The organism is Pseudomonas putida (assembly GCF_050989985.1).
Lineage (GTDB): Bacteria > Pseudomonadota > Gammaproteobacteria > Pseudomonadales > Pseudomonadaceae > Aquipseudomonas > Aquipseudomonas putida_AI.
The window spans coordinates 4,794,962-4,819,799 of sequence record NZ_CP158815.1 but is presented as its reverse complement, the minus strand read 5'-3'; the positions used below and the strand labels follow the sequence as shown (position 1 = coordinate 4,819,799).

General features: G+C 59.6%; 24 protein-coding genes. 16 read left to right on the top strand and 8 right to left on the bottom strand.

The window, feature by feature from the left end:
• Nucleotides 1-62 precede the first annotated feature (62 nt).
• Nucleotides 63-1,457 (top strand): Si-specific NAD(P)(+) transhydrogenase, encoded by a 1,395-nt coding sequence (sthA, locus tag ABTV29_RS22120; RefSeq protein ID WP_433766789.1) that lies wholly within the window; start codon nt 63-65, stop codon nt 1,455-1,457.
• A 42-nt stretch (nt 1,458-1,499) separates the two neighbouring features.
• Here the strand turns inward: sthA and ABTV29_RS22115 are convergent, their stop codons facing one another.
• The gene (locus tag ABTV29_RS22115; protein ID WP_433766788.1) at nt 1,500-2,222 is read right to left on the bottom strand and encodes a glycerophosphodiester phosphodiesterase; all 723 of its coding nucleotides are present in this window, start codon (nt 2,220-2,222) and stop codon (nt 1,500-1,502) included.
• Nucleotides 2,223-2,236: 14 nt separating this feature from the next.
• Nucleotides 2,237-2,818 carry a PilZ domain-containing protein gene (locus ABTV29_RS22110; RefSeq protein ID WP_433766787.1) on the bottom strand — a complete coding sequence of 194 codons (582 nt, stop codon included), beginning with the start codon at nt 2,816-2,818 and terminating at the stop codon, nt 2,237-2,239.
• A 94-nt stretch (nt 2,819-2,912) separates the two neighbouring features.
• Here ABTV29_RS22110 and ABTV29_RS22105 point away from each other — a divergent pair, with 94 nt between their 5' ends.
• From ABTV29_RS22105 to ABTV29_RS22095, 3 genes are all read left to right on the top strand, one after another.
• On the top strand, nt 2,913-4,163 hold the full coding sequence (locus ABTV29_RS22105) for a lipoprotein-releasing ABC transporter permease subunit (protein ID WP_433766786.1): 1,251 nt from the start codon (nt 2,913-2,915) through the stop codon (nt 4,161-4,163).
• Between the two features lie 7 nt (nt 4,164-4,170).
• Nucleotides 4,171-4,854 (top strand): lipoprotein-releasing ABC transporter ATP-binding protein LolD, encoded by a 684-nt coding sequence (lolD, locus tag ABTV29_RS22100; protein ID WP_433766785.1) that lies wholly within the window; start codon nt 4,171-4,173, stop codon nt 4,852-4,854.
• A gap of 67 nt (nt 4,855-4,921) precedes the next feature.
• Nucleotides 4,922-6,166, top strand: a complete 1,245-nt coding sequence (locus tag ABTV29_RS22095) for a lipoprotein-releasing ABC transporter permease subunit (protein ID WP_433766784.1) — start codon at nt 4,922-4,924, stop codon at nt 6,164-6,166.
• A 114-nt stretch (nt 6,167-6,280) separates the two neighbouring features.
• Here ABTV29_RS22095 and ABTV29_RS22090 read toward each other — a convergent pair whose 3' ends face one another.
• Complete coding sequence (locus tag ABTV29_RS22090; protein WP_433766783.1) at nt 6,281-7,630, bottom strand: heavy metal sensor histidine kinase; 1,350 nt, start codon at nt 7,628-7,630, stop codon at nt 6,281-6,283.
• The gene (locus ABTV29_RS22085) at nt 7,630-8,310 is read right to left on the bottom strand and encodes a heavy metal response regulator transcription factor (protein WP_433766782.1); all 681 of its coding nucleotides are present in this window, start codon (nt 8,308-8,310) and stop codon (nt 7,630-7,632) included. The genes ABTV29_RS22090 and ABTV29_RS22085 overlap by 1 nt, the downstream gene beginning before the upstream one ends.
• Nucleotides 8,311-8,465: 155 nt before the next feature.
• Here ABTV29_RS22085 and copI point away from each other — a divergent pair, with 155 nt between their 5' ends.
• Nucleotides 8,466-9,014 (top strand): copper-resistant cuproprotein CopI, encoded by a 549-nt coding sequence (gene copI, locus ABTV29_RS22080; protein WP_433766781.1) that lies wholly within the window; start codon nt 8,466-8,468, stop codon nt 9,012-9,014.
• 61 nt (nt 9,015-9,075) lie between these two features.
• Nucleotides 9,076-9,906, top strand: coding sequence for an NADPH-dependent 7-cyano-7-deazaguanine reductase QueF (queF, locus tag ABTV29_RS22075; protein WP_433766780.1), 831 nt, complete (start codon nt 9,076-9,078; stop codon nt 9,904-9,906).
• Nucleotides 9,907-10,080: 174 nt separating this feature from the next.
• On the opposite strand, the gene ABTV29_RS22070 is transcribed toward queF, so the two are convergent.
• Nucleotides 10,081-10,344: a DUF4404 family protein gene (locus tag ABTV29_RS22070; RefSeq protein WP_433766779.1), complete on the bottom strand. Its 264-nt coding sequence runs from the start codon at nt 10,342-10,344 to the stop codon at nt 10,081-10,083.
• A 124-nt stretch (nt 10,345-10,468) separates the two neighbouring features.
• Nucleotides 10,469-11,089 (bottom strand): HAD family phosphatase, encoded by a 621-nt coding sequence (locus ABTV29_RS22065; RefSeq protein WP_433766778.1) that lies wholly within the window; start codon nt 11,087-11,089, stop codon nt 10,469-10,471.
• A 196-nt stretch (nt 11,090-11,285) separates the two neighbouring features.
• Here ABTV29_RS22065 and ABTV29_RS22060 point away from each other — a divergent pair, with 196 nt between their 5' ends.
• From ABTV29_RS22060 to rssC, 3 genes are all read left to right on the top strand, one after another.
• Complete coding sequence (locus ABTV29_RS22060; protein WP_433766777.1) at nt 11,286-11,975, top strand: MlaA family lipoprotein; 690 nt, start codon at nt 11,286-11,288, stop codon at nt 11,973-11,975.
• A gap of 380 nt (nt 11,976-12,355) precedes the next feature.
• Nucleotides 12,356-13,537, top strand: a complete 1,182-nt coding sequence (gene rssB, locus ABTV29_RS22055) for a two-component system response regulator RssB (RefSeq protein WP_433766776.1) — start codon at nt 12,356-12,358, stop codon at nt 13,535-13,537.
• Nucleotides 13,537-14,019: an anti-sigma factor antagonist RssC gene (gene rssC / locus ABTV29_RS22050; protein WP_110967230.1), complete on the top strand. Its 483-nt coding sequence runs from the start codon at nt 13,537-13,539 to the stop codon at nt 14,017-14,019. The genes rssB and rssC overlap by 1 nt, the downstream gene beginning before the upstream one ends.
• Nucleotides 14,020-14,092: 73 nt before the next feature.
• Here rssC and tal read toward each other — a convergent pair whose 3' ends face one another.
• Nucleotides 14,093-15,019: a transaldolase gene (gene tal, locus ABTV29_RS22045; protein ID WP_433766775.1), complete on the bottom strand. Its 927-nt coding sequence runs from the start codon at nt 15,017-15,019 to the stop codon at nt 14,093-14,095.
• A gap of 212 nt (nt 15,020-15,231) precedes the next feature.
• Nucleotides 15,232-16,197, bottom strand: coding sequence for a cellulase family glycosylhydrolase (locus ABTV29_RS22040; RefSeq protein ID WP_433766774.1), 966 nt, complete (start codon nt 16,195-16,197; stop codon nt 15,232-15,234).
• A gap of 291 nt (nt 16,198-16,488) precedes the next feature.
• Here ABTV29_RS22040 and ABTV29_RS22035 point away from each other — a divergent pair, with 291 nt between their 5' ends.
• From ABTV29_RS22035 to ABTV29_RS22005, 7 genes are read left to right on the top strand one after another with little or no spacing between them, the layout of a single operon-like run.
• Nucleotides 16,489-16,929, top strand: a complete 441-nt coding sequence (locus ABTV29_RS22035) for a low molecular weight protein-tyrosine-phosphatase (protein ID WP_433766773.1) — start codon at nt 16,489-16,491, stop codon at nt 16,927-16,929.
• Nucleotides 16,930-16,968: 39 nt separating this feature from the next.
• Nucleotides 16,969-19,197 carry a polysaccharide biosynthesis tyrosine autokinase gene (locus ABTV29_RS22030; RefSeq protein WP_433766772.1) on the top strand — a complete coding sequence of 743 codons (2,229 nt, stop codon included), beginning with the start codon at nt 16,969-16,971 and terminating at the stop codon, nt 19,195-19,197.
• A 41-nt stretch (nt 19,198-19,238) separates the two neighbouring features.
• Nucleotides 19,239-20,321, top strand: a complete 1,083-nt coding sequence (locus ABTV29_RS22025; protein ID WP_433766771.1) for a glycosyltransferase — start codon at nt 19,239-19,241, stop codon at nt 20,319-20,321.
• Nucleotides 20,322-20,335: 14 nt separating this feature from the next.
• Complete coding sequence (locus tag ABTV29_RS22020) at nt 20,336-21,448, top strand: polysaccharide pyruvyl transferase family protein (protein ID WP_433766770.1); 1,113 nt, start codon at nt 20,336-20,338, stop codon at nt 21,446-21,448.
• A complete protein-coding gene (locus tag ABTV29_RS22015; protein ID WP_433766769.1) occupies nt 21,445-22,674 on the top strand; it encodes a phosphoribosylaminoimidazole carboxylase in 1,230 nt (409 codons plus the stop codon). The genes ABTV29_RS22020 and ABTV29_RS22015 overlap by 4 nt, the downstream gene beginning before the upstream one ends.
• The gene (locus tag ABTV29_RS22010; RefSeq protein ID WP_433766768.1) at nt 22,665-23,777 is read left to right on the top strand and encodes a hypothetical protein; all 1,113 of its coding nucleotides are present in this window, start codon (nt 22,665-22,667) and stop codon (nt 23,775-23,777) included. The genes ABTV29_RS22015 and ABTV29_RS22010 overlap by 10 nt, the downstream gene beginning before the upstream one ends.
• Nucleotides 23,778-23,794: 17 nt before the next feature.
• Entirely contained in the window at nt 23,795-24,835 is a 1,041-nt protein-coding gene (locus ABTV29_RS22005; protein WP_433766767.1) for an acyltransferase family protein, read from the top strand.
• Nucleotides 24,836-24,838: the final 3 nt, after the last annotated feature.

Genomic DNA, 24,838 nt, shown 5'->3' with positions numbered 1-24,838 from the left:
ACTGACTGGCGTGATTTAGCCGCAGGTGCCGAGGGCGCCGCGGCCTGTTCTGAGGAGTACGCATGGCTGTCTACAACTACGACGTGGTGGTGCTGGGTTCCGGTCCGGCGGGAGAAGGCGCGGCAATGAACGCCGCCAAGGCAGGACGCAAGGTGGCGATGGTCGATAGCCGTCGCCAGGTCGGCGGCAACTGCACCCACCTGGGTACCATCCCGTCCAAGGCACTGCGTCACTCGGTCCGCCAGATCATGCAGTTCAACACCAACCCGATGTTCCGGGCCATTGGTGAGCCGCGCTGGTTCTCGTTCCCGGACGTGCTGAAAAGCGCTGAAAAAGTCATCTCCAAACAAGTCGCATCGCGTACCGGCTACTACGCCCGCAACCGCGTCGATGTGTTCTTCGGCACCGGCAGCTTCGCCGACGAGCAAACCGTCGAAGTGGTCTGCGCCAACGGCGTGGTCGAAAAGCTGGTGGCCAAGCACATCATCATCGCCACCGGCTCGCGCCCGTACCGTCCGGCCGACATCGATTTCCACCACCCGCGTATCTACGATAGCGACACCATCCTCAGCCTCGGCCACACCCCGCGCAAACTGATTGTTTACGGCGCCGGCGTGATCGGTTGCGAATACGCCTCGATCTTCAGCGGCCTTGGGGTTCTGGTTGAGCTGGTGGACAACCGTGGTCAGTTGCTGAGCTTCCTCGACTCGGAAATTTCCCAGGCCCTGAGCTACCACTTCAGCAACAACAACATCACCGTTCGCCACAACGAAGAGTATGACCGCGTCGAAGGCGTGGACAACGGCGTGATCCTGCACCTCAAGTCCGGCAAGAAGATCAAGGCCGACGCCTTGCTCTGGTGCAACGGCCGTACCGGCAACACCGATCAGTTGGGTCTGGAAAACATCGGCGTGAAGGTCAACAGCCGTGGCCAGATCGAAGTTGACGAGGCGTATCGCACCGGTATCCAGAATATCTACGGCGCAGGCGACGTGATCGGTTGGCCGAGCCTGGCCAGTGCCGCCCACGACCAGGGCCGTTCGGCCGCTGGCAGCATCGTGGATAACGGCAGCTGGCGCTTTGTGAATGACGTGCCGACCGGCATCTACACCATTCCGGAGATCAGCTCGATCGGCAAGAACGAGCAGGAGCTGACTCAGGCCAAGGTGCCATACGAAGTGGGCAAGGCCTTCTTCAAGAGCATGGCGCGTGCACAGATCGCCGGCGAGCCGCAAGGCATGCTGAAGATCCTGTTCCACCGCGAAACCCTGCAAGTGTTGGGCGTGCACTGCTTCGGCTACCAGGCCTCGGAGATCGTGCACATCGGCCAGGCGATCATGAACCAGCCGGGCGAGCTCAACACCCTGAAGTACTTCGTCAACACCACGTTCAACTACCCGACCATGGCCGAAGCCTATCGGGTAGCGGCGTACGACGGCCTCAACCGGCTTTTTTAAGCGGCTCCGGCCGGTGGCCTGAGCCGGCCGGGGAGACCGATTTCAGCAATTCTCGAGCGTGGCAGTGGCCAAACCGGGAAAGTCTGTAATCAGGCTGTCAACGCCGAAGTCGGCGAGTCTGCGCATCAGCGCAGGCTCGTTGACGGTCCACACCGACACATGCAGCCCCTGACGCTGCGCCTTCTGCAGGCGCTCCGGCGTGCACAGGGTCCAGTTCAGTGCCAGAATCTCGCAGCCATAGCTTGCCGCGACCTTCAGCGGGTCGAGCCAGGCGTATTCGGCCACCAGTCCACGGGACACATCCGGCACCAGGTCCAGCGCGGCTTTGAGCACCTCTCGCGAACTCGAGGTGATCGTCACCTTGTCCAGCAGGCCGTGACGTTGCGCCATTTCACGGATTGCCAGCACAGTGGTCGCGGCACGGGTGCGTGAAGCGCTCTTGACCTCCAGCTGCCAGTGCTCGAAGTCGCATTTCTCGAACAGTTCCTCCAGCGTCGGAATCGGGCACGGCTTGATCCAGCCCGGGCCGCCCTTGCGCGCGTCGTAGGTCACAAGCTCAGCTGCCGTGTGTTCCACGACCTTGCCGCGGCGATCGGTGGTGCGTTTTAGAGTCGGGTCGTGGATGACCATCAGCTCGCCATCCATGGACAGGTGCAGGTCCAGTTCGCAGCGGCGTACGCCGTGCTTGAGGCATTGCTGAAAGCTGGTCAGGGTGTTTTCCGGTGCTTCGCCCTTGGCGCCGCGATGGCCGTAGATGAGAGTCACGGTTCTTCCTTAAATTAATTGCCTGAGTCGAGTTGTTCGCGGGCCAGACGTCGTTCCTGAGCCTGCTTTTGCAAGATGTGACGGGCGAGCAATTGTCGCTGGGCATCGGTCAGGTGCTCGAACTCGGAACCGACGTCGTAACCATCGCCCTTGCGGTCGCAATGGGTGACGCGAGCGCGCAGCAGCAGGCCCAGGGCTTGCGGCATCAGCACCAGCTTGACCGAGAGGCGCGCATTGACGTCGAACGGGGTCGGGTGCTGAAAGTCGATGCCACCTTCGGAGATGATCACCGGCTGCGGCTCGCCGATATGGCCGAGCGCCGTGATGGCAATCACCTGGCTGAGCAGATCGATGCGTTTGTTCTGGGATTTGAGAAAGGCCGCGAGATTGCGATCGCGTTCGCTGATCTGGCGCAACAGGTGTTGCGACTCGAATTCGCTCAGGTGCAGTTCGCTGAGCAGATTGAAGAGTGGGGAAGCATCCTGCAACACTTCCTGGCCTGCGGCTTCGGGAGCGGACAGGGGCCGAATTTCCAGTGCGATCGTGTCCTCGATACGGTAGTATTCGCGGCGATCTTCTTCATCTAATGTCGACATGGCGAACCCATGGTAGCGGCGGTGGTCTGAGTGTAAAGCTGGTTATCGACCCCCGCCACAAGGACGTTCCTTTTCCCTCCGAACAAGCCCCGACATGTTCAGACCTCTCTTCGTATTTATCGGCACGCGTTACACCCGTGCAAAGCGTCGCAATCATTTTGTGTCATTCATTTCCCTGACTTCGATGATCGGGCTCGCCCTTGGCGTGGTCGTGATGATCGTGGTGCTATCGGTGATGAATGGCTTCGATCATGAGATGCGCACCCGCGTGCTGGGCATGGTGCCCCACGCGACCATCGAATCCGCCGAGCCGATCAGCGACTGGCCGAGCCTCGCCACCAAGGTCAAGCAGAACCCGCAGGTCACGGCCGTGGCACCGTTTACCCAGATGCAGGGTTTGCTGACCAACAACGGCAAAGTCTCCAAGGTCCTGCTCAATGCCATCGACCCGGCGCTGGAGCGTCAGGTTTCGATCATTGATAACTTCATGCAGCAGGGCAAGCTCGACGACCTCAAGCCCGGCGAGTTCGGCATCGTCATTGGCGACAAGGCGGCGGCCAAGCTCGGCGCGGCGATCGGCGACAAGCTGACATTCGTGGCGCCGGAAGTCACCGTGACCCCGGCCGGCATGTTCCCGCGCATGAAGCGCTTCACCGTAGTCGGCATCTTCCATGTTGGCGCCGGCGAAATCGACGGCTACCTGGGCATCACCAATCTTCAGGATCTGGCGCGGCTGCATCGCTGGAAGCCGGATCAGGTCCAGGGCATTCGCCTGAAGTTCGACGATCTGTTCCAGGCACCACGTACTGCGTGGAGCATCGCCCGCGATCTGGGCGAGGATCGCTACTACGCCCGTGACTGGACCCGCACCCACGGCAACCTGTACCAGGCGATCCGCATGGAAAAAGCCATGATCGGCCTGCTGTTGCTGCTTATCGTTGCCGTCGCCGCGTTCAACATCATTTCCACGCTGGTCATGGTGGTCAACGACAAGAAGAGCGACATCGCGATCCTGCGTACCCTGGGCGCCACGCCGGGCACCATCATGCGGACCTTCATGGTGCAGGGCACGGTGATTGGCGTGGTCGGCACGGCCATCGGCGCGGTGGTCGGGATCTTTGCCGCGTTGAATGTCAGCGCCGCGATTTCGGCGCTTGAAGGCCTGATCGGTCACAAATTCCTCAACGCCGACGTGTACTTCATTGATTACCTGCCGTCGCAGGTGCAGAGCCAGGACGTGGTGATGGTCTGCTCCGCGGCGTTGGTCCTGAGTTTCCTCGCCACCCTGTATCCAGCCTGGCGTGCCGCGCGCACCCAGCCTGCGGAGGCGCTACGTTATGAGTGAGTCGGGCATGAGTGATAAAGCAATCTTGAGCTGCCGCAACCTGGGCAAATCCTACGAGGAAGGCCCGGAGTCGGTGGAGGTCCTGGCTAATTTGCAGCTGGAGCTGCACCCGGGCGAGCGCGTGGCGATCGTCGGCAAGTCGGGTTCGGGCAAAAGTACTTTGCTCAACTTGCTTGGTGGCCTCGATACGCCCACCAAGGGCAGCGTCTGGCTTGCTGGTGAAGAGCTGTCGGCGCTGAGCGAGAAGAAGCGTGGCCTGCTGCGTAACCGCGCGTTGGGCTTCGTATACCAGTTCCACCACTTGCTGCCCGAGTTCACCGCGCTGGAAAACGTCTGCATGCCGCTGCTGATCGGCAAGACCGCAATCCCCGAAGCGCGCCAGCGTGCAACCGCGCTGCTGGAGCGGGTAGGGCTCGGACATCGCCTGGAGCACAAACCGGCCGAATTGTCTGGCGGCGAGCGTCAGCGTGTGGCCATCGCCCGTGCGCTGGTGAACACACCCGGCCTGGTGATGCTCGACGAGCCGACTGGCAACCTCGATCTGCACACTGCCGAAGGCATCCAGGAATTGATGCTGGAACTCAGTACGTCGATGCGCACGGCGTTCCTGGTCGTGACCCACGACATGAACCTGGCCCGCCAGATGGACCGCGTCCTGCATCTGCAGGAAGGTTGCCTGACGCCTATCTGACTGGTCGAAACCCGACGGGGCTGAAGAGCACGTCGGGTCTTTTTGTTTCTATACGGTGCCCCAGCGAATGTTCAGACCGTTATCGATCTTTATCGGCACGCGCTATACCCGCGCCAAGCGCCGCAATCGCTTTGTTTCCTTCATCTCGATGACTTCGATGATCGGCCTCGCCCTGGGCGTTTTGGCGATGATCGTGGTGCTGTCGGTGATGAACGGCTTCCAGCGCGAAATGAGCTCCCGCATCCTCGGCATGGTGCCGCACGCGACCATCGTGGGCGTCAATCCGATTGATGACTGGCAGCCCGTTGCGGCAGCCGCCATGAAAAACCCGCAAGTGACCGCGGCCGTGCCGTTCACCGAGATGGAAGGCATGCTGTCCTACAAGGGCACGATGCAGCCGATCCAGGTCAGCGGTGTCGATCCGGCACTGGAAGGCCAGGTATCCATCGTTGCCAAACACATCGTCCAGGGGCGTCTGGATGCCTTGAAGCCGGGCGAGTTTGGCGTGGTGATCGGTGAAATCACCGCGCGTCGCTTCCGCCTGAACGTCGGCGACAAGATCACCCTGATCGTGCCGGAAGTCAGCAATGCGCCGGGTGGTATCACCCCGCGCATGCAGCGCTTGAATGTGGTTGGCGTGTTCAAGGTCGGCGCCGAGCTGGATGGTTCGATGGCGCTGATCAACGTCGCGGACGCGGCGCAGATGCAGCACTGGGAACCGAATCAGGTGCAGAGCGTGCGCCTGGCGGTGAAAGACCTGTACGCCGCGCCGCAAGTGTCGAGCACCATCGCCACGGGTCTGGGCGAGGCCTACAAGGCTGACGACTGGACCCATACCCAGGGCAGCCTGTTCAGCGCGATGAAGATGGAAAAGACCATGATCGGTCTGCTGTTGATGCTGATCGTGGCCGTTGCGGCGTTCAACATCATCGCGACCCTCATCATGGTGGTGAACGACAAGGGTGCGGACATCGCGATCCTGCGTACCATCGGCGCCACGCCTCGGCAGATCATGGCGATCTTCATGGTGCAGGGGACGGTGATCGGGATTGTCGGCACGCTGATCGGTGGCATTCTCGGCGTGATTGCGGCGTTGAACGTCAGTGAGCTGGTGGGCTGGTTCGAGCGCGTCACCGGACAGCATATCTTCAGTTCCGACGTGTATTTCGTCAGCAATCTGCCTTCCGAATTGCAGGGTGGGGATGTGCTGTTGATCTGCTCGGCGGGGTTCATCATGAGCTTCCTGGCCACCGTTTACCCTGCCTGGCGGGCGGCGAAGGTCGAGCCGGCTACTGCCTTGCGGTATTCGTAAGTCCTGAAACCGCCATCGCGAGCAGGCTCGCTCCCACAGTTGAGCGCGTTGTCCAGACGGGCGCGGTCTAATGTGGGAGCGAGCCTGCTCGCGATGAGGCCGGAACTGCTGGCCTCAATATCCCTTCGGCAGCTCGATCACAAACCTGGTCCACCCCGCAGCCGACTCACACCGAATCAGCCCCCCATGGGCCCGCACGATCGACTGGGTAATCGCCAGCCCCAGCCCCGCATGCTCACTGCTGCCTTCATGACGCGCTGGATCAGCCCGGTAAAAACGGTCGAACAGGCGCGGTAGCAAGTCTTCGGCAATCCCTTCGCCACTATTCTCGACTGTCAGGCTCAGGCCTTCGGGCAGATCGACGATGCGTACCCGAATCTCGCCATCGACCGGGGTAAAGCGCAGCGCATTGTCCAGCAGATTGGAAAGCGCCCGGCGCAGCATGTTGCGATCGCCTTCGAAACGGGCACTACCTTCGCGGCTGAGGCTCACCCGTGCGTCCTCCGCCAATGGCGCAAAGAACTCCAGCAGCACATCCACTTCTTCCGCCAGTTTCAGCGGTTGGCGTTTGGGGGCGAGCAGGCCGTGATCGGCTTTCGCCAGATACAGCATGTCGTTGACCAGCTGCGCCATCCATTGCAGCTCTTCCAGATTGCTGTGCAGCGCTTCGCGGTAGTCCTCGATCGAGCGCGGACGGGTGAGGGTGACCTGCGTGTGCGTCAGCAGATTCGACAGCGGTGTGCGCAGTTCGTGGGCAATGTCCGCGGAGAACGCCGACAGTCGCTGGAAGGAATCGTCGAGGCGCCCGAGCATGGCATTGAAGTGGCGAGCCATTTGCGCCACTTCCGGCGGCATGTTTTCCTCGGGCAGGCGGGCATTCAGCGATTGCGCCGAGACCCCCTTGGCGACGGCACTGATGCGTCGCAACGGTCGCAAGCCGCTGCGGGCTGCCCAGGCGCCGAGCAGCGCAGTGGCCAGGGCCGACAATCCGACTGTCAGCCAGATCAGGCGCTGCATGCGTTGCAGGAAATGCTGGTGGTGGGTGATATCCAGCAGCAGGGTCAATTGCGGGGAGTCGGCCTGGCCGGGAAACAGCGGCGCATTGAGCACACGGTAATCGGTGCCCGCGTTGTTGATCGTCGACAGCCCGGTTTTTTGCGGGAGTTCATCCGGCAGGTTGGCCGAGCTGTCATACCAGGGCTTGCCATCGGTGCCGCTGATGCGTAGCGACAGATCGGCCTGTCGGCTCAATTCATCGTTGAGCCTGACTTCACTGTCACTCGATTGAATATCGTGCAGCGCCCGGCGCAGGCCAATCAACTTGCCCTCCAGCAATTGCTGATCCAGCTCTATGAAGTGCGCCTCGCTGGCGCGGCTGAACAACACCCCGGCGAACAGCGACACCACGGCCGTGCAAGCGGCAAACAACAGGGCCAGACGACTGCTCAATGAAAGCCGTTGCATCAGGCGCTGCGCTCTTCGAGGACGTAGCCCATGCCGCGCACGGTGTGGATCAGTTTATTGGGGAAGTTATCGTCGATCTTCAGGCGCAGACGGCGAATCGCGACTTCGATGACATTGGTGTCGCTATCGAAATTCATGTCCCAGACCTGGGATGCAATCAGCGATTTGGGCAGCACTTCACCCTGGCGGCGCAGGAGCATTTCCAGCAGGGCGAACTCCTTGGCCGTCAGGTCGATACGCTGGCCGCCGCGCTCCACGCGACGGCGAATCAGGTCCAGGCACAGGTCGGCCAGTTGCAGGGTGGTTTCCTGGGGCACCGCACTGCCACGGCGTAACAGGCTGCGTACTCGCGCCAGCAGTTCGGAAAAGGCGAAGGGTTTGACCAGATAGTCGTCGGCGCCAAGCTCAAGGCCGTGAACCCGGTCTTCCACCGCATCCCGTGCGGTCAGGAACAGCACGGGCGTATCCAGGCCGGCGCTGCGCACTGCCTGCAGGATCTGCCAGCCGTCGCGCCCCGGCAGCATCACATCGAGAATCAACAGCGCGTAATCACCGCTCAAGGCCAATTGCTGGCCGGTGCTGCCGTCGGCCACCCATTCGATATTGAAACCGGCTTCGGCCAGGCCCTGGCGCAGGTAAAGGCCGGTTTTCGGTTGGTCTTCGACGATCAGCAGTTTCATGGGCGACTCTGGTTAAATGGAACGAACGCTTTATACCGCGGGGAACGACGGTGCAGGTCAAGCTGACAAAGTTGTAATCTGGCTGTCAGGTTACCGGCAGCGCTGGCAGTTTAGTGTTTTCCACAGGCTGAACCTTATTGTGTTGGAGTACGACCATGTTTTTGCGCAAATCAGTGGTGCTGGCTGCCTGTGTATTGGCCTTGAGTTCGCAGGTCGGGGCATCGCCGGCCCATACCTATGACTTCGGTCAACCGGCACCGGCGGCCAAGGCGACCCGCAGTATCGAAGTGGTGATGGGGGATATGTCGTTCACCCCCAAAGCCATCGACGTCAAGGCAGGGGAGACCGTGCGCTTTGTGCTGGTGAACAAGGGCCAGTTGCTGCACGAGTTCAACCTCGGTGACGCGGCGATGCACGCCAGTCACCAGCAGGAAATGCTGAAGATGCAGCAAAGCGGCATGCTGACGCCGACGGGCATGAAGGACATGGACCACAGCGCCATGGCGGGTATGGATCACAGTGCCATGGGGCACGATATGACGGGCGGCATGAAGCACGACGACCCCAACAGCATTTTGGTGGAACCGGGCAAGACTGCCGAGCTGACCTGGACCTTCAGCAAGGCCACCAACCTGGAATTTGCCTGCAATATCCCCGGCCATTACCAGGCTGGCATGGTCGGCAAACTGACAGTCAGTCAGTAAGCACTCAAAGGCGGGAGCAAAGGCTGATAGAATCCGCTGATTCTTCAGTCAGGTTTCCGCCATGCATCCCGCAGCCGAACACTCGCCGCTGGGCAAATCCAGCGAATACATCGCCACCTACACGCCGTCCCTGCTGTTCCCGATTCCGCGTACCGCGAAGTGGGCCGAGCTGGGTCTGACGGCTGACACGCTGCCGTACAAGGGCGTGGATTTCTGGAACTGCTTCGAACTGTCCTGGCTGCTGCCATCGGGCAAGCCGGTCGTGGCGATCGGCGAGTTCAGCATCCCGGCGGATTCGCCGAACATCATCGAATCCAAGTCGTTCAAGCTGTACCTCAACTCCCTGAATCAGACGCCGTTCGCCGACACCGCGAGCCTTGAGGCGACGCTGGTCAGGGACCTGTCGGCCGCCGCCGGCAAACCGGTCGGCGTGCGCGTGCGCAGCCTGAAAGATGTGGAAGCCGAGGGCGTCGTGGCCTTGCCGGGCGTGTGCATCGATGATCTGGATATCAGCGTCAGCAACTATGAGCATCCACGTCCGGAGCTGCTGCGTTGCGATTCATTGCGCATTGTCGAAGAGAGCGTGCATAGCCATTTGCTCAAGTCCAACTGCCCGGTCACCAGCCAGCCGGACTGGGGCAGCGTGGTGGTGGATTACCGCGGCGCGGCGCTGGATCACGCCAGTTTGCTGGAGTACATCGTCAGCTTCCGCCAGCATTCGGACTTCCATGAGCAGTGCGTGGAGCGGATTTTCCTTGATCTGCAGCGCCTGTTGAAACCGCAGAAATTGACGGTGTATGCACGCTATGTGCGCCGTGGCGGGCTGGATATCAACCCGTATCGCAGCACTGAAGACGTGCAGTTGCCGAACCATCGTCTGGTCCGTCAATAAAAGTAACCCTTGTGGGAGCGAGCCTGCTCGCGAAGGGGGCGGCACATTCAGCATTGGATGTGACTGATACACCGCCTTCGCGAGCAGGCTCGCTCCCACAGGGGAATGCATTCCAGATCTTGAAAATGAAAAAGCCCTGCTATCGCTGGCAGGGCTTTTTTGCATCCGGTGGATTCAGATGCCCATGTTGCCCAAGGCTTGCGCGATGTTGCGCAGGGTGCCGGCAAGGGTCGGGTGTTCGAGTTCGAAGCGTTCGACAGCGAGGTTGACGCCGTCGGCGAGGCTGGCGTCCTGGGTTTTGGATTCAAGCTCAAGCTTGAGTTCGATCTGTTTCATCAGTACGTGCAGGTCTTCGCGCTCGGCTTCGGACAATGGAGGATTCTGATCCAATTGCTCGCGCAGGGCATTGAGCTGTTCTTGCAGTTCGCGGGCGGGCATGGCGTTCTTCCTTTTCTCGATAGGCACTGGCATAGACCGTGGCGGCACGCCAAAGATCTATGGCTTTCCTAAGATTAATCCACTCCCGCGTAACCTGCATGCCTTCATCGGTGTAAGGCTGCGATCAGGGCTTTTCGCCCTTTAGCCGGCGCAGGTTGATGTCCGCCAGGCAGGTGTCGAGCTCGCCCAGGTGATCGATCACCGAATGCACACCAAGGCCAAACAGCTGCATCGTTGCCTTGCCGCGTTTGATATCCCGCTCCTGGGGCGGCAATGCCTGCCATTGCGCAGGCGAAAGCCCGCACAGCGACCCGCAGGACGCCAGGCCGATGGTCCACAACCCGGCGTTCAACCCCGATTGCAGCAGGCGCGGTTCACCGCTGACCAGCACGCAACCGTCCAGTCGCTGGACGTTCAATGCCATCAACGCCTGCCAACACGCATTCGGTGCCGGCCAGGGTTGAATTGTTGCGCAGTGTTGCGAAGGTTTGATCCATTCCGGCAGCGTCACGGCCAGGGACTGGCTGAGGGCAGGGGGGAGTTCGTCGAGCCAGGCGCAGGGGATTTGCTGGCGCTGCAAGCTGCGCAGGCTGTCGAGGGCACCCGGTGTGGCTTCGGTGTGTTCGGCCGAGTGGCTGCCATACCGGTGCGTGTGTGCGCCGAAATCCACCAGGCAACCACTGAGCCCGAAAAGTACGGCGGTCAGGCTGGGTGCGTTTTGCGGCAAGACATCGGCGTGTGGCATGTGAGCGTCCCTGAAATAGCAAGAAGCCTAGAATGCGGCAGTGACAGTTGAGTGACATTAATGTGAATCGCTCACATTTGGTTTGATTCCTCCCGGGCTGGGTTCGTGCAATATGCCTGAAGGGTGTTTCCGACTTATACTTGTCAGCTTGTTGCCGGGCCAGGCGCCCGCGCCAGTACAACCCAAGGAGTTTTCTATGCGCTGGACCCATCCTCTAGCCCGGTTTTGTGTATGCGCCAGCGCACTGCTGGTTCCGTTCGTTGCTCAGGCAGCCTCGGAAGACGACCCTTGGGAAAGCATCAACCGTCCTATCTACCAGTTCAACGATGTGCTCGATACCTATGCACTGAAGCCTCTGGCGCAGGGCTACCAGTACGTGACTCCGCAGTTCCTCGAGGACGGGATTCACAACATGTTCCGCAACGTCGGCGATGTGACCAACCTAGTCAACAATATCCTGCAGGCCAAACCTGCGGCGGCGGGCGTCGACACGGCACGTCTGATCTTCAACACCACCTTCGGCCTGCTGGGCTTCTTCGACGTGGGCACCAAAATGGGCCTGCAACGCAGTGACGAAGACTTCGGCCAGACGCTCGGCTACTGGGGCGTGGGCAGCGGTCCGTACGTGATGCTGCCATTGCTGGGTCCAAGTACCTTGCGCGATGCACCTTCGAAACTCGTCGACAGCTACACCGGCCCGTACCCTTACATCAACGATGTGCCGGTGCGTAACTCGATCTTCGGCCTGAACATTGTCGATACCCGCGCCAACCTGCTGTCTTCCGAGAAGCTGATCACCGGCGACAAGTACATCTTCATCCGCAACGCGTACCTGCAGAACCGCGAGTTCAAAGTGAAGGACGGTCAGGTCGAAGACGATTTCTGATCCTCTGTAGGAGCGAGCATGCTCGCGATGAACTCAAGTGCGCCGCGTTCATTCAGCATGGGCGTGTAATCGTTGAAATTCATCGCGAGCCTGCTCGCTCCTACGGGTTTTAACCTTCCATTGAGTTACGGTTTGGAAGGTTCTTATAACTCCCGGTGATTTCAACGATGCGCACGTCAAAGCGACCATCGGCGTGAGCTTGAAACGCCTCGCGGATGGGAGTACCGTCTGCGCCTTAGAAGGGCACCTCTGGTGTACCTGTGTGTAGGGCAAGTGCTCGAAAACGGTGCGACAGAGAGGCTAGAAAGCGAATCCAGTAGTGTGAAACGGGCCTGAACCCGTACCGCTACGCCAACCTAATTCTGGCGCCGTTTGCCCACATGCCAAAAACCAGTGCCACGCTGCTGATAATCGATGATGACGAAGTAGTGCGCGCGAGCCTCGCGGCCTATTTGGAAGACAGTGGTTTCAGCGTCTTGCAGGCCAGCAATGGCCAGCAGGGTCTTCAGGTATTCGAGCAAGACAAGCCCGACTTGGTCATCTGCGATCTGCGCATGCCGCAGATGGGTGGACTCGAACTCATTCGCCAGGTTACCGAGCTGTCACCGCAAACCCCGGTGATCGTGGTTTCGGGTGCCGGCGTGATGAACGACGCGGTCGAGGCGCTGCGCCTGGGCGCGGCGGACTACCTGATCAAACCTCTCGAAGATCTGGCCGTGCTTGAGCATTCAGTGCGTCGAGCCCTGGATCGCGCGCGCCTGCTGCTGGAGAACCAGCGCTATCGCGAGAAGCTGGAAAAGGCCAACCGGGAACTCGCCGCAAGCCTGAACCTGCTCCAGGAAGACCAGAATGCCGGTCGCCAGGTGCAGATGAACATGCTGCCGGGCAGCCCCTGGGCCATCGACGATTTCAAGTTTGCCCACCAGATCATCCCGTCGCTGTATCTGTCGGGTGATTTTGTCGACTATTTTCGGGTCGACGAGCGCCGGGTCGCGTTCTATCTGGCGGACGTATCCGGTCATGGCGCCTCTTCAGCCTTCGTCACCGTGCTGCTGAAGTTCATGACCACGCGCCTGTTGTTCGAGTCCAAGCGCAGCGGCACTTTGCCAGAATTCAAGCCTTCAGAGGTTCTTGGTCATATCAACCGGGGCCTGATCAGTTGTAAGCTGGGGAAACACGTCACAATGGTCGGTGGAGTCATCGACGAGGAGACAGGTTTGTTGACCTATAGCATCGGCGGTCATTTGCCGTTGCCAGTGTTGTACACACCCGACAGTGTCCGTTATCTGGAAGGGCGTGGCTTGCCGGTGGGCCTCTTCAACGAAGCCACCTACGAAGACCACGTGCTGGAGCTGCCACCGACGTTCAGCCTGACGCTGATGTCTGATGGCATTCTGGACCTTTTGCCAGAACCCACACTCAAAGAAAAAGAAGCTGCGTTGCCCCAACGGGTCAAGGCAGCGGGCGGCAGCCTGGATGGCCTGCGGCAGGTTTTTGGATTGGCCACGCTAGGGGAGATGCCGGATGATATCGCCCTGTTGGTGTTGAGCAGGAATCTTTAATGAGTACCGGTAGAATCCAGTTCGCCGAGCAGGACGGCACCTTCGTCCTCAAGTTCGTCGGTGAAGTTCGCCTGACCCTGTGTTCGGCGTTGGATGCGACTATTGAGAAAATCTTCACCGCGATGAATTTCAACGCGATCGTGATTGATTTGACCGAAACCCGCAGCATCGACAGCACGACCCTGGGCCTCTTGGCCAAGTTGTCGATCCTGTCGAGGCAGAAGGTCGGCCTGCTGCCGACTGTCGTCACCACCCACGAAGACATCACCCGTCTGCTGCAGTCCATGGGCTTCGAGCAGGTGTTCAACATCGTCAACAAGCCTATTCCATGCCCGGAATGCCTGGACGATTTGCCGGATCAGGACCAGTCCGAAGAGGTCGTGCGGATCAAGGTGCTCGAAGCGCACAAGATCCTCATGGGCCTGAACGACTCCAATCGGGAAGCGTTCCATGACCTGGTGAATGCGCTGGAGCGGCACTGATTTCATAACCGGCCATGCATGAAAAAGGGCGAACCTGTGAGGGTTCGCCCTTTTTGCATTCCGGCCTTTCAGATCACAGCTTGGCCTGCAGCAATGCCTCAAGCTTTTCCTGATCCCGGGCAAACTGACGAATCCCTTCAGCCAGTTTCTCGGTCGCCATGGCGTCTTCGTTGGACAACCAGCGGAACTGCGCTTCATTGAGGTTCAAGCGCGCTTCGCCCGCGTGGCCCGGCGCCAGTTTGCGCTCGAGCTTGCCGGTGTCGGCAGCCAGTTTATCGATCAGGTCAGGGCTGATGGTCAGGCGGTCGCAACCGGCCAAATGCTCGATCTGGCTCAGGTTACGGAAGCTGGCGCCCATCACGACGGTTTTGTAGTCGTTGGCCTTGTAGTAGTTGTAGATACGCGTCACCGACTGCACGCCGGGGTCATCCGCGCCGGTGTACTCGTTGCCGGTGGCTTTCTTGTACCAATCGTAGATGCGGCCCACGAACGGCGAAATCAGGAACACGCCAGCGTCAGCACAGGCAGCGGCCTGAGCGAAGGAGAACAACAGGGTCAGGTTGGTCTGGATGCCTTCCTTTTCCAGGATCTCTGCGGCACGGATGCCTTCCCAGGTCGAGGCGATCTTGATCAGCACGCGGTCACGGCCAATGCCGGCTTTTTCGTACAGCTCGATCAGGCGGTGTGCACGCTTCAGGACCGCATCAGTGTCGAACGACAGGCGCGCATCCACTTCAGTGGAAATGCGGCCAGGAATCACCTTGAGGATTTCCTGCCCCACCGCGACGCCAAAACGGTCGCTGGCCAGGCCGACATCGCCCTTGCAGTCGCTGACACAGCTATTGAGCAGATCGGCATAACCGGGAATGGCCGCTGCCTTGAGCAGGAGGGAAGGGTTGGTGGTGGCGTCCACCGGTTTAACGCGGGCGATTGCTTCGAAGTCGCCGGTGTCGGCAACCACGGTGGTGAATTGCTTGAGTTGTTCCAGCTTGGAAGTCATGAGCGTGCTCTGTCCTATGGGTCTGATGACATTACCCGAGCGCCGACAGCCGCTCAAGGGCACATACGTGTATAGACGGTCCCGGTGGCAACATCCTGAAAACGGCTGTTTGAAAGGCGGGGCACATATCGGTAATTAAGATCCCGAAACCGCTCGCAGGTTCAAAACAACTGACCGCCAGCGCCCCGTGAGCCACGCCGATGCCCCGGGTCCTATTGCGGATTCAATTGAGTCCTGACAGCCATCTTGGCCGGTTTTGGCTGGCCGTCGGAGGTCAGCAAGCCGAAGTTTTTCTCCCGATCGTCACTGCCTGAATCGCTGTTTTTCCATTCGTAAATCGATGCCAGGGCAATGTTCTGCTTTTTCACGTCGGCAATGAATGCGCTGACTTTGCTGGCTTGTCCATCGACCCCGCCATTGGACATAAGCGCCGACACGCCCCATTCACTGATGACCCCTGGAATATGGAGGTTCTGCGCGATGAACGCCTGGGAGTTGCTGATCTGGGCGCTCGTCATGCCATAGGGGTGATAGGAGACGGCACTCAGGCATTTGGGGTAAGCACTGACGATCTTGTTCAGCGCCACCGTCGATGCAGAGCCGGCACTGGGCGGCCGGGCGAAGCCAAATCCGACCACCGGCGTTGCCAGCGGTTTTTGCTGCAGCGAATTGCACACCGCGCTCATGAACGGCACGAAGGTGGTGTCGAAGCTCCCGGTCGGCCAGTAGGTGCCCAGGTCCGGCTCATTCCAGATCTCAATCGCGACCAACTGCGATCCGTAGGCTTTCTCCAGGCTCATCACCGAACTGGCGAAGTTTTCCCCTGCGGCAGCCAGTTCACTGGTGTTGCCTGACGCGGTGGTCAGCGCCTTGGTCGAGCGTACCGTCAGCAGTACCGGCAAGCCGGAGGATCGGGCGGCGGCAAACGCATCGCTGACCTGTTTTTGATAGGCCGAGCCACCCAGGCTGTTGGTCCAGACGCCAAAGCGCACGAAGCCGAATCCCTGCGCCTTGATGTCCTCGGCGTCGGCAGGGGTGAAGTTCTGGATCTTGACCTGAACCCCGATGGACTTGTTGGCGGGCAGGGCTGCGAACAGCTCGTTGGCGTGCGCCTGGCCGACTGCACCGAGTATCAGCAGGGTTGAGAGTGTCAGTGGTTTGAAATGTACCGAATTCATGTCTGTTCTCCTCATGAGAAATGACATCAGTCATTAATTATCCCGTTACTTTGAATTCGATGTTGGTTAAGGCCTGAAGTGCACGAATGTTATTTTTTGTCGGATAACCGATGTTAAGTAACTATCGTTATTTTTGGTCCGGCAATTCTGGTTGGGTGGCTTTCCGGGGCTGTGGTACTTAATGCACCTGTACTTGCAGGGTGAATCTATTTCTGAGTGCAGGAAGGTCTTGCGGGTTCATTCAAATCCGCCAGGCGCATTGGCCGATCGGCATTAAACGGGAAAGTTACCTTGTTCAAAAAGATTCTTGTCGTTTGCGTGGGCAACATTTGCCGAAGTCCCACGGCAGAACTGTTGCTGCGCAACGCACTGACCACTTCATCGATCACCGTGACCTCCGCAGGCCTGGCCGCCAGGGTCGGCGAAGCCATGGAGCCGTCGGCGCGGCAAGTCCTGGAGGACCACGGGCACAGCGCTGAAGCCTTCAAGGCACGGCAGATTACTTCGGACATCGTTAACGATTCAGACCTGATTCTGGTCATGGAAAAAGAGCATGTAAAGCAAGTGCTGAAGATTGCATCGCACGCGCGGGGCAAGGTGTTTCTGCTCGGTAAGTGGCAGAACGAACGGGAAATACAAGACCCTTATCGTCAAGGAAAAGCAGCGTTTATTCATGCCCATGCATTGATTGAAGATGCAGTTTGCTCATGGGCGCAGCGCCTCGGACATTGATCAATATTCTTCAGACCCTTGAATGGTAAGAACAGACTTATGCAGTTACCGTCAGTCATCAGCAGCCGCGATAACGAACAAGACAATATTGATCTTCTCGGTATCTTCGGCACTTTAATTGATCAGAAATGGTTGATCGGCGCATTCACCGGTGCATTCATGGCCACCGGTGTCGCCTATGCGATTTTGTCGACGCCGGTGTATCAGGCGAACGCCCTGGTTCAGGTCGAACCGAAAAAGAACGACATGCTCGGTTTTTCCGATCTGAGCAGCATGCTCGGCGGGCAATCGCCGTCGGTGACCGAGATCGGCATTATCAAGTCCCGCGCAATCATCGGCAAAACCGTCGATGATCTGCGCCTGGACATCGACGTCACGCCCAACACCTTCCCGGTGATCGGCGGTTTTCTCGCCCGCCGTTACCGGGGAGATACCCCGCAGAGTGTCGCGGCGCCGCGCTTCGGCTTGAACAGCTACGCCTGGGGCGGTGAGCGGCTGGAGTTTTCCCGGCTCAACCTGCCCAACGAGTTGTTGGGCAAGAAGCTCACGCTGGTTGCCGGCGAGCAGCAGCGTTTCCAGCTCTTCGATGACAACGACAATCTGCTGGTCGAAGGCGTGGCCGAAAGCGCATTCGTCCAGGACGGGGTCGAAGGACTGATCACCCATCTGCAGGCCAACCCTGGCACCCGCTTCGAAGTGGTGCGCAACCCGCGGATCGTGACCATCCAGAATTACCAGGACGGGCTGGATATTTCCGAGCAGGGCAAGGAGTCCGGCATCATACGCCTGGCCCTGGCCAGCACCGATGCGGCCGAAGCCGTGAAAATCCTCAATAAAGTCTCGTCGCTGTATGTGCAGCAGAACGTGCAACGCACGTCCGCCGAAGCGGCGCAGAGCCTGGACTTCCTGCAAGGCCAGCTGCCGCAGGTCAAGCGCGACCTGGCCAAGGCCAGCGAAGCACTCAACGGCTACCAGACCCGCGGCAAGACCGTGAACATTTCCCTCGAAACCCAATCGGTGCTGGAACAGATCGTCAGCCTGGATACGCGCATCTCCGAGCTGAAAATGCAGCAGGCGGAGCTGGACCGCAAATTCACCAAGCAGCATCCGGCGTATCGCGCGCTGATGACCCAGATCGGCGAATTGACCCAGCAACAGAAGGCGCTAGAGAGCAAGTCCCAGAACCTGCCGTCGACCCAGCAGGAGTTGCTGAACCTGACCCGCGATGTGGAAGTGGCGTCGCAGATCTACACGCAACTGCTGAATAAATCCCAGGAACTGGACATCGTCAGGGCAGGGGCAGTGGGCAATGCGCGGTTGATCGACACCGCGGATGTCGACCTGACCAATCCGGTCAAGCCACGCAAGGCGCTGATCGTGTTGATCGCCACCTTCCTCGGCGCATTTCTCGGCGTGGCGCTGGTGCTGCTGCGCAAATCCCTGAGTCGCGGGCTGGAGGGACCGGAGGCCATCGAGCAACTGGGGTTGCCGGTCTACGCGTCGATTCCCTACAGCGCGCTGCAACAGGAAGAAGACAACAAGAAAGTCCGTGTCAGGAGCGAGGCTGAAAAACAGGCCTACCTGTTGGCCCTGCGTAACCCCACGGATCTTTCCATCGAGTCGATCCGCAGCCTGCGCACCTGCCTGCACTTCGCGGCGCTGGATTCGACCAACAACCGCATCATGATTTCAGGTCCCAGCCCCCAGGTCGGCAAAACCTTTGTTTCCTCCAACCTCGCCGCCGTCATGGCGCAAAGCGGGCAGCGGGTGGTGCTGATCGATGCCGACATGCGCAAGGGGCATCTGCACAAGACCCTGAACACGCCGATCACCAATGGCCTGTCGGACCTGCTGGTCAAGCGCTGCAGCATCGAGCAGGCGATCAACACCGTCGAAGTCGACAACCTGCATTTCATCAGCCGTGGACAGGTCCCGCCCAACCCGTCGGAGCTGTTGATGCACGCCAACTTCCGCGAGTTGATGGCCGAACTCAGCGAGCGCTATGACGTGGTGATCATCGACACGCCACCGCTGCTGGCAGTGACCGATGCAGCGATTGTTGGCCGTGAGGCGGGGATCAGCCTGATCGTCACGCGCTTCGCGGTGAACCCCGCCAAAGAAATCGAATTGACGATTCGTCGCTTTGCCCAGAACGGAATCGAGTTGAAGGGCGCCGTGTTCAACGGTGTCGAGAAACGCGCCGCGAGCTACTACGGCAACGGTGGTTACGGTTACTACAACTACGAATACGCGTCGGACAAATCCTGAGTGTCAGCGACTGTCATTACATGCATGGAAGTGAGTGGGCTGTGAAAAAAATATTGCACGTAGCCGAAACGATAAAAGGTGGTGTCGCCACGGTTATCCGGACGATATCGGCCCCGCCGGAAGGCGATGCATCGAACTATGAATTGGTTTACCTGATCCCGTTCGACCAGCGCAAAGAGTTGCACGGCATCGATGAGCGGCAGATCAGGACCTTCGACAGGACCCGGCGCGATGTGCTGTCGCTGCTGCGCTTTGCCTGGCAACTGACCCGGGTGATTCTCAAGGAAAAACCCCAAGTGGTGCATTTGCACAGCACCTTTTCCGGGGTGATCGGCCGTTGCGTGTGCCTGGTCCTGAAGCCTTGGCGCTCACCGAAAATTGTTTACTGCCCCCATGCCTTTTCGTTCCTGATGGAAAGCTCGCCGGCCAAGCAGAAAGCCTATTCGCTGATTGAGCGGCTGTTGCAGAAGGTCACGGACGTGATCATTTGCGTCAGCCAGTACGAGATGGACAAGGCTGCTGAGTTTGGCATCGATCGCCACCGCATGAAGCTGATCTACAACGGCATTCATCACAAGGAAGATCAGCAGAAGGTCGATGAACAGAAGCCGATCCATCTGCTGTTTGTCGGCCGGCTCGACTACCAGAAAGGCTTCGATGTGCTGCTCAAGGCCTACGCCAAGGTTCAGCGCAGCGATCTGAAACTGACCGTGGTGGGCAGTGCCGTCAACGAGGAATTCGTCGAGCGGCCCGAGATGGATTCGGTGGAATACCTGCCCTGGGTCACTCCGGCGGAAGTGAATGCGCTTTACCAGAAGGCCGATGCCCTGATTGTCCCCAGCCGCTGGGAAGGTTTTGCCATGGTGCCGCTGGAAGGCATGGCCATGGGGTTGCCGGTGATTGCCAGCGATTGCACGTCGTTGCCCGAGTTGGTCAGTCACGGGGAGACGGGCTACGTGTTCCCTACCGGCGATCACCAGGCACTGGCCGATGTGCTGGTGAACATTCAGAAGCCCAAGTTGCAGGACCTGGGTGCCGAAGGCCGCAAGACCGTCCGCGAACGCTTCAGTGCCGCGTTGATGATCCGGCAAACCTATGACGTGTATTCCGCTCAAACTTATTAAGTAGACATCAGCTCATGAACGTAACGATTTTGCACGGCTACAGCGCGTCCAACTCCGGCGACGGCCTGCTTGTGGATCTGGCCATTGCCCTGGTGCAACGCAACTTTGGTGAAGACACCACGATCAATGTCGTGGCGTCTGACCCCGAGTCATTCAATTACTTGCCCCACAAGCGTTATGACGCGCCGGTGATGGCGGCCAAGGGGCTGGGGCGGATCAAGCAGGCTGTGTTCCTCAACCAGTCGTACGCCGGGCTTGCGGATCTGCTGAAAACCACTGATTTGATCGTTGGCGTTGGTGGCGGCTACATGCGCTCCAAAAGCGCCTTCGAACATATCAAGTTGAAACTGGGGCACGCCAAGCAGCTGGAAACGGCGATCCTCAGCAAGGTGCCGTCGGTTTACCTGCCGCAAAGCATCGGTCCGTTCCATGGCGAGGGCCGCAAGATCGTCGAGCATTACGCCAGCGCCGACGCGGTTTTCGTGCGGGACAATCGGTCGTCGGCGATCTTCGAGGCCTGTGAAAATGTCTATCGGGCGCCGGACCTGGCCGTCCAGGCGCTGGCCGGAAAAATCCTCATGCAGCCCAAGTTCACCCGCTGTGCGTCATCGCCTGCGGTGGTGTGCGTGGTGCTGCGCAAGCCGCCGGAGTGGAGCAAGGAGAAGAAGGTCGCCTACGTGGCCAACCTCAAGCTGCTGCTGCAACGCTTGAAGAACAAGAGCAAGGTGGTTTGCGCAGTGCAGGCCGCCGTGCGTGGCAATGACGACGGCGCGTTTTATCGGGAGCTGGGGATTACCGAAGACCTGCTGCCGTTGAAGGCGGCCCTGGCCAAATACCAGCCGGACCTGGTGATTTCCGTCCGGCTGCACGGCGCCATCGAGTCGTTGCTGGCCGGCGTCCCGGCGTTCCATATCAGCTATGAGCGCAAAGGCTTTGGCGCCTATCAGGACATGGGCGTGGAAGACTGGGTGATCAACGGCGGGGATATCGATGTCGACACCATCATCAACACCGTTTACGCGCCGAACGCCTTGTCCAGTTTCGGCAAGCGCCTGACCGACACCTGCCGGGAGATTGAAGCCAAGTCGGTGATGATGGACGACATCATCAAAGGAATCGTTCGATGATATTTCGGCTGTTGCTCCGGGGCGGTGCCCTGGGCGCAAAGTTTCTGCTGGTGTTGGCCATTACCCATTACCTGGGGTATGACGCCCTGGGTTTCTACGGCGTGGTGGTGGCCGCTTCGCTGATTGCCTCGAAGTTCTACAGCGTCGGTTTCAGTTCCGAAATCAATCGGCTGATCAGCGTCGGCCTCAGCTCGCGCCGGGTCGTCGACAAGGTGCTGCTGTTGTACCTGGCCGTGGGGCTGGTGTTGTCGGTGGCGACGTTGGCGGTCTATTCGTTGTTCCAGGACGTACAGGCGAGTGTCGCGCTGATTCTCTGCGTGACGCTGGTGCTGCTCACCGAGCATCTGTCGTTCGAAATCAACTCCTTCGTGTTCTCCGCGCAGAAAGCCACCTGGGGCGCGATGCTGTTTTTCATCAAGACTGGCCTCTGGGCATTGCTGGCGGTGGGCGGGCTGATGCTCGGCCAGGTGTCGGCGATCGATACCGTCCTGTGGTTGTGGGTGGCGGCCAACCTGGTGGTGATGGTGGCCGGTTACCTGATCGTGGCCAGGCTTCACCAGGGCCGGACCAAGGGTGAGCTGGGCGCGGCATCGGTGTGGAAGGCCGGCTTGCCGTTTTATCTGGGCACCGGCCTGATTGCCTTGAGTCAGTACGTCGAGCGGTTCCTGATTATCGACCTCGAACCCTACGCCAGCCTGGGCAAATACGTGTACGCCTGGTCGGCGGCCAATACCTTGCAGGCTTTGTCCTACGCGGTAGTGGCGGTGGTGGGCATTCCGGTGCTGTCCAAGCGCTTTCAGCGCGACCAGCAAGCCTTCAGTGTCCGGCAACTGTTCGTGAATCAGTGGGTCATGCGTTCGCTGATGGTGTCCGCGGCGGTGGCGGTGCTGATTTATCTGTTCTTCAACGTCGCGCTGGATTACGTGGCGGCAACGGTGCCGCGTCCGGATAACGCGATCCTCGGCGTGCTGATTTTTTCCTTCGCCCTGCGTGCCGTCGGCGACATCGTCTGGGGAGGGCTGATTGCCTCGAAAAATCGTCGGGTGTCCGTCGCCAGCGCGGCCATCTGCCTGCTGGTATCAACGCCGGTCAGCTATCTGTTGATCAAGCACCACTCGATTTATGGCGCCGCCTGGGGGAACGTCTTCGCGATCTGCGTGCAGCTCGGCGTGATTGCCCTGTTGACCCGCGCGCCCCGGGCGAAAGGGGCTTTGGCATGGGATTGAAATTGCCCTGCATCGAGTTTCGCGGCAGGAAACTCGATTCGTCGCTGTCGTTCCTGATTCTGTTCACTGGCCTGTTCCTGTCGGTGGCCATGCCGTTGCTGATCTCCCGGGACCCGGGCCCGGACGCCATGACCTTGTGGTCGTCCTATGCCCGTGCCGACAACTGCAATTTCTGGAATCCCTTCTCGCCGGATCGATCTTCCTACGAATGTTCGGCGTTCCTCCTGCGGCCAACCGGCATCAATCTGACCAATGCCTGGGCCTACGGGATGTTCTGCAATTTCTTCCTGACGGCGATCCCGGTCTTCATCTTCCGGCGCATGCCGTTGACGATTTTCCTGACCCTGTGTCTGTGGGGCGTGGTCCGCTCGTTCTTCCTGGAAAACCTGACCAAGGAAATCATCGTTTCGGTGGCGGTCCTTTCGATCCTGCTGACGTCGTATTCCAGTCGATACCGTGTGGGGTTTTTCTTGTCCGCGCTGATTTACGGCGTGCTGATCCGGCCCTACTGGATTCTGTTCTCGCTGGCATGGGTCGGGGTGTGCGTGATGAAGAAGTACGTCTCGCGCGTGACCTTCTTCCTGATGCTGTTCCTGTTCTACCTGGCGATCGCCACGGCGATTCAACTGGCGCTTGGCTACTCGGTGTCGTCGATTCGCGCCAGCAACAACGAATTGCGCACGGCGGGGGAGGAGGGCTCGAAGTCGTTGATCGTGTCCTGGATCAACGGTGGTGATTTCGTCTCCCAGGCATTGGACTCGCTGGTGATCTTCTTCCGGCTGTCGTTCCCCGTGGAGCTGATCATGCTCTCCGGTCCGGGCCAGGTGATCTTCGTGTCGTTGATGATCATGACCGCGTTGCTGCTGTTCAAGGTGATCACCTCGACGGACTACAAGGGCGTGCCGATCCAGACCAAAGCCAAGGAGCTGATCGCGATCCCCCTGTCTTTTCTGCTGGTCCAAGGTTTGTTCGAGCCGGACTTCGGCTCATTCGCCCGGCATTTTTCCATGGTGGTGCCGGTGCTGTTCGTCGGGCTGGGCTTGATGCTGCGTGCCCGCAAACCCGTGTTGGTTGAATCGAGAATTCCGAACCTGGAAACCTGAGTCGAGGCGTGTGCTTTATGTCGAGCAATAAAAAGTCCCTGGAGATCGAAACCCTGCGCGGCCTGGCGTGCCTGCTGCTGGTGCTCTATCACGTGATCGGTCCGTTGGGCGGCGGCTTGAAAATAGACCTGGGCTCGCCGTTCCGAGTGATTGCAGATTCCATGGTGTACGTGCGCATGCCGTTGTTCACCTTCATCTCGGGCTACATCTATTCCATCTACAAAATCCGCGGCAATGACTTCCAGAGCTTTTTTGCCGGCAAGGTCCGGCGGCTGCTGGTGCCGTTGTTCTGCGTGGGCGTGCCGTTTTCCGTGCTGCAGGCGGTCGGCCCCGGCGTGAACAAGGATGTGGGTGTGATGGAGGCGTTGCTGTCGTTCTACGTGCCGGTCAATCACTTCTGGTTCTTGCAGGCGGTGTTCATCATCTTCATGTTCGTCGGCCTGCTGCAGTGGCGTGGCCTGTTGCGCGGCATGACGCGTTTGTACCTGTTGTTCGCGTTTGCCTCGGTGATGTTCCTGCTGCCGCCGTTCACTGTGGATGCATTCGGTATCAACGGTGCGATCTATCTGCTGCCGTTTTTCGTGGCCGGGATGATCGGCCAGGAAAAGGTCGCCGCGCTGAAGCAATCGCTGAAGGTGGTCGGCCCACTGGTGTTCGTGTTGATTGCGCTGGTGCTGTTGTACGTGGCGGCGGTGGACCGCGAGTTGATCGTCGATCGCCGTAGCCTGGTCGGTTTGGCGGTGGGTTGCGTGTCCTGCATCGCGCTGCTGTCGAGTGACATGCGTTCCAAAGCACTGACCTGGCTCGGTGGCTATTCCTACGCGATCTTTCTGTTTCATGTGCTGTTCGCCGCCACGTCGCGGTTTGTGCTGGGGCGCCTGGGGGTTAAGGACGAAAGCCTGCTGGTGTTTGGCGGCCTGTTCTGCGGGTTGCTGGGGCCGGTGGTGTTGTCGATGGTGTTCAGTCGGTTCAACTTCACGTCCGTGCTCTTTCTGGGCGAGCGCGCCAAGGCCAGGAAACCCCGGGAAACCGTGGTCCCTGTGCCGCAGGCTCAGTGACCC